Raw genomic sequence first — 3682 nt, 5'->3', positions numbered from 1 at the left:
GCTCGAATTGTTTTTGAAAGGATTGTGTGATGGGACGCGGATGGATACGGATGAAGCGGATGGGCGCGGTTTTTTTTATGGCGAAGAATTTACGAATTATTTTGAACCCTTTCTGAGTTTTAGACTCTGAAAGGGTTTTTTGTTTAGGATTAGGCAAAGGAAAAAGGAGGGGCTAAGTTTTCGGTAGGAGTTTCGTCTGGGGCGGCAGGGGATTCGTCGGATTGCAAGGGAAAATAGCGGTATCCGATGAGGGTAGCCGTGTTGTTTTTGCGGTGGAGCGGGATGTGTCTGCTGCCTAGTTGTTTGGAAAAGCCGATAAATACAAAAGTGAGGTGGAGGTCTTCTTCTTTAGGTGGAGCGACGGTAAGGGTAATTTCTTGTTTCGTATCGGTTTTGGAAAAGAATTGGGGTGCACCATAGTTTGTGGTGAATTGGTTGGTTTCGATATTCCAATTGGCAATGGCTAGATTGAAGGTTACATGGGTGGCTTCTTCAGGCCAATTGATGTCGGTTTCCAAGAGGCATTTTGGAATGGTAAAGCTATTGTCATTGCGTTCCCATTTTTTGGAGGGTAGCACTAGTGAAAGGGGACGCAATTTATTGCTCTCAAAGCCAAGTAGGAGTTCTCGTCCGTATTTGGTTTTGATGCCTTCTGTCACCAAGCGGGAGCCGCGTACATTTTTATGGTCTTCTTTCGCGATATTCAAGAATAAGGCGTTGGCTCGGCCTGCATAACTGCCGTCTTTCGCGTTACTGTTAAAGGCATGCGTTATTAGACGAAAAATTTTGGAAGTTTTGGAGCACAGTCCCATTTGTTTGCCTTGCATTCTTACGCCATGATAATTGGGTTCTTTCCAATATTTTTCGGAGGTCATTGCCGATTCTGCTTTTTTTCGTGCACGATTGATTTCATTGTTCATAAAAAAGTTGATATCGTCTATCGTACCTTTAATTTTGAAGGGTGCTTCTACTATTGCCATAACTTTTTTTAATGCAAGATATTAAATACTGTTTTTCGTTTTTTAGAGGGATGTCATTTTTTGACATAAAACGACATAAATGTCACTTTTTGACACAAATGTCCTAAGAGTGTTGCTGTGGGGGATGGCTACGAATATGGAAAATCCAAAATCCAAAAGGCAAAAGGCAAAAGGCAAAAGGCAAAATTCAAAAGGCAAAAGGCAAAATTCAAAAGGGAAAATTCAAAAGGCAAAAGGCAAAAGGCAAAATTCAAAAGGCAAAATTCAAAATTCAAAAGGCAAAATTCAAAATTCAAAAGGCAAAAGGCAAAATTCAAAAGGGAAAATTCAAAAGGCAAAATTCAAAAGCCAAAAGGCAAAAGGCAAAATCCAAAATCCAAAAGGCAAAAGGCAAAAGGCAAAAGGCAAAAGGCAAAATTCAAAAGGGAAAATTCAAAATTCAAAATTCAAAAGGCAAAAGGCAAAATTCAAAAGGCAAAATTCAAAAGGCAAAAGGCAAATTCCAAAAGGCAAAATTCAAAAGCCAAAAGCCAAATTCCAAAATCCAAAATCCAAAAGGCAAAATTCAAAAGCAAAAGGCAAATTCCAAAACGGGGAATCGTTAAGACGCTGAGAGGCAAAGTGTTGTGCGGGGGAAGCCACGAATGCTCGAATTATTTTGAAAAGAGGGTGGTTTAACCGCAAGGGGCGCAAAGGGTTACGCAAGGGTAGCAAAGTGTTGTGTGAGGGATGACTTATTTTTTAACCACATAGAAGTATCATAGGAGCATAGTGTGGTAAAGAAGGCATAGCCGTTTTACTGTTCACATAGTTTTACTGAGAAGATGTAAAATGGTGAAAACCCAAAACCCAAAAGGCAAAATTCAAAATTCAAAATTCAAAAGGCAAAAGGCAAATTCCAAAAGCCAAATTCCAAAAGCCAAAAGCCAAATTCCAAAAGCCAACAGCCAACAGCCACGAATGCACGAATTGTTTTGAAAAGAGGCTGGGTGGTTTTTATTGTGATGAAGTAAAACAAATTTATTTAGTACTTTTAAGTTTCTATTTTTTAAATTTTCGTTTATGACAAAACATCAAGCCTTACAGTTATTTGAAGAAAAAAAAGTAAGAACCCTTTGGGATGCTGAGCAAGAGCTATGGTATTTTTCTATTGTGGATACTATAGAGGTATTAACAGGGAGTACTATTCCTAAAAGATATTGGTCGGATCTTAAAAAGAAACTTTCTAAGGAGGGAAGTCAGTTGTACGAGAATATCGTACAACTGAAAATGCAATCTTCGGATGGTAAATATTATAAAACCGATGTAGCGGATACCGAGCAGCTTTTTCGATTGATACAATCTATTCCTTCTCCAAAAGCAGAGCCTTTCAAGCTGTGGCTGGCACAAATAGCTTCGGAGCGGTTGGACGAAATGCAAGATCCTGAGCTTTCTATTGATAGGGCTTTAGCGCGCTATTTGCAATTGGGGTATTCGGAAAACTGGATTAACCAAAGGCTGAAAAGTATTGAGATACGCAAAGAACTAACAGACGAATGGAAAAAAAGAGGACTAAAAGAAGGCGTGCAATTTGCTACACTTACAGACATCATCACCAAAGCCTGGTCGGATAAAACAACTAAAGAATATAAGGTTTTGAAAGGGTTGAAAAAAGAAAACCTTAGAGATAACATGACTAATACGGAACTCATCTTGAATATGCTTGCCGAAGCCTCTACCAAAGATATTTCTCAGGCAGTACACCCTGAAACTTTTGAAGCCAATCAATTAGTGGCACAGCAAGGAGGCAACGTTGCCAAAGTGGCTTTGAAAGAGTTGGAAGCTAAAACAGGAAAAAAAGTAGTAACGGCATTGAATGCTAAGTCAATGGGGCAACTAAAATCAAACGAATAGCAGCAACAAGCACCTATGGTAAATTTTTAAACTTTGCCCAAGGTTTTTACTATAAAAAACGAACAAACAAGATACAAGGTACCTGACAGGGCACCGAGGAATAGTAAGGTTAGATTATAATCGAAGCGTACCGGAGTACTATTTGGATTTTGATTCCGTAGCGACCACTTTTTATTTAGGTTCAACTATTACAACCGAACAAGTAACCGAATAAGTAACCGAACAAGTACAGGTAGTGATTCGGTTTATGGATGAAGGGCGTTATTCAACTGCAGCATTGAGAAAGTAAGTTTTTTATGCAGCGGGGGTGTTATTGAACCATGTAAGGCATTGAAGGGCATATAAGTGGAGTGGTCAGTGGTCAGGTTTTAGTGGTCAGTATAATTGCATTTGGAAAGAGGATGTCTCGCAAAGGCGCTGAGAAGCAAAGTGTTGTGCGGGGAAAGCCACGAATGCACGAATTATTTTGAAAAGAGGGTGGTTTAACCGCAAGGGGCGCAAAGGGTTACGCAAGGGTAGCAAAGTGTTGTGTGAGGGATGACTTGTTTTTTTTAACCACATAGAAGTATCATAGGAGCATAGTGTGGTAAAGAAGGCATAGCCGTTTTACTGTTCACATAGTTTTGCTGAGAAGATGTAAAATGGTGAAAAGGCAGAAGGCAGAAGGCAAGAGGCAGAAGGCAAAAGGCAGAAGGCAAGAGGCAAGAGGCAAGAGGCAAGAGGCAGAAGGCAAAATTCAAAAGGCAAAATTCAAAAGCCAAAAGGCAAAAGCCAAAAGGCAAATTCCAAAACGGGGAATCGTTAAGACA

Annotated in this window: 3 protein-coding genes; 2 read left to right on the top strand and 1 reads right to left on the bottom strand. The window is 39.7% G+C overall.

What is annotated here, in order from left to right; translation table 11 throughout:
- Positions 1-149 precede the first annotated feature (149 nt).
- Positions 150-980 carry a hypothetical protein gene (locus ACSVH7_RS15040; RefSeq protein ID WP_438067502.1) on the bottom strand — a complete coding sequence of 277 codons (831 nt, stop codon included), beginning with the start codon at positions 978-980 and terminating at the stop codon, positions 150-152.
- Between the two features lie 79 nt (positions 981-1059).
- Between ACSVH7_RS15040 and ACSVH7_RS15035 the strand changes: the two genes are divergently transcribed.
- Positions 1060-1593 carry a hypothetical protein gene (locus tag ACSVH7_RS15035; RefSeq protein ID WP_438067501.1) on the top strand — a complete coding sequence of 178 codons (534 nt, stop codon included), beginning with the start codon at positions 1060-1062 and terminating at the stop codon, positions 1591-1593.
- 449 nt (positions 1594-2042) lie between these two features.
- Complete coding sequence (locus tag ACSVH7_RS15030; protein ID WP_438067500.1) at positions 2043-2873, top strand: BRO-N domain-containing protein; 831 nt, start codon at positions 2043-2045, stop codon at positions 2871-2873.
- The last annotated feature ends 809 nt before the right edge of the window (positions 2874-3682 follow it).

This window comes from Flavobacterium sp. TSSA_36 (assembly GCF_051547165.1).
Taxonomy (GTDB): Bacteria; Bacteroidota; Bacteroidia; order Flavobacteriales; family Flavobacteriaceae; genus Flavobacterium.
This window is presented reverse-complemented; position numbering and strand designations above follow the sequence as displayed.

Coding starts and splice junctions, on each gene's coding strand:
- ACSVH7_RS15035 (WP_438067501.1), top strand. CDS start 1,060: ATGTCACTTTTTGACACAAATGTCCTAAGAGTGTTGCTGTGGGGGATG.
- ACSVH7_RS15040 (WP_438067502.1), bottom strand. CDS start 980: ATGGCAATAGTAGAAGCACCCTTCAAAATTAAAGGTACGATAGACGAT.
- ACSVH7_RS15030 (WP_438067500.1), top strand. CDS start 2,043: ATGACAAAACATCAAGCCTTACAGTTATTTGAAGAAAAAAAAGTAAGA.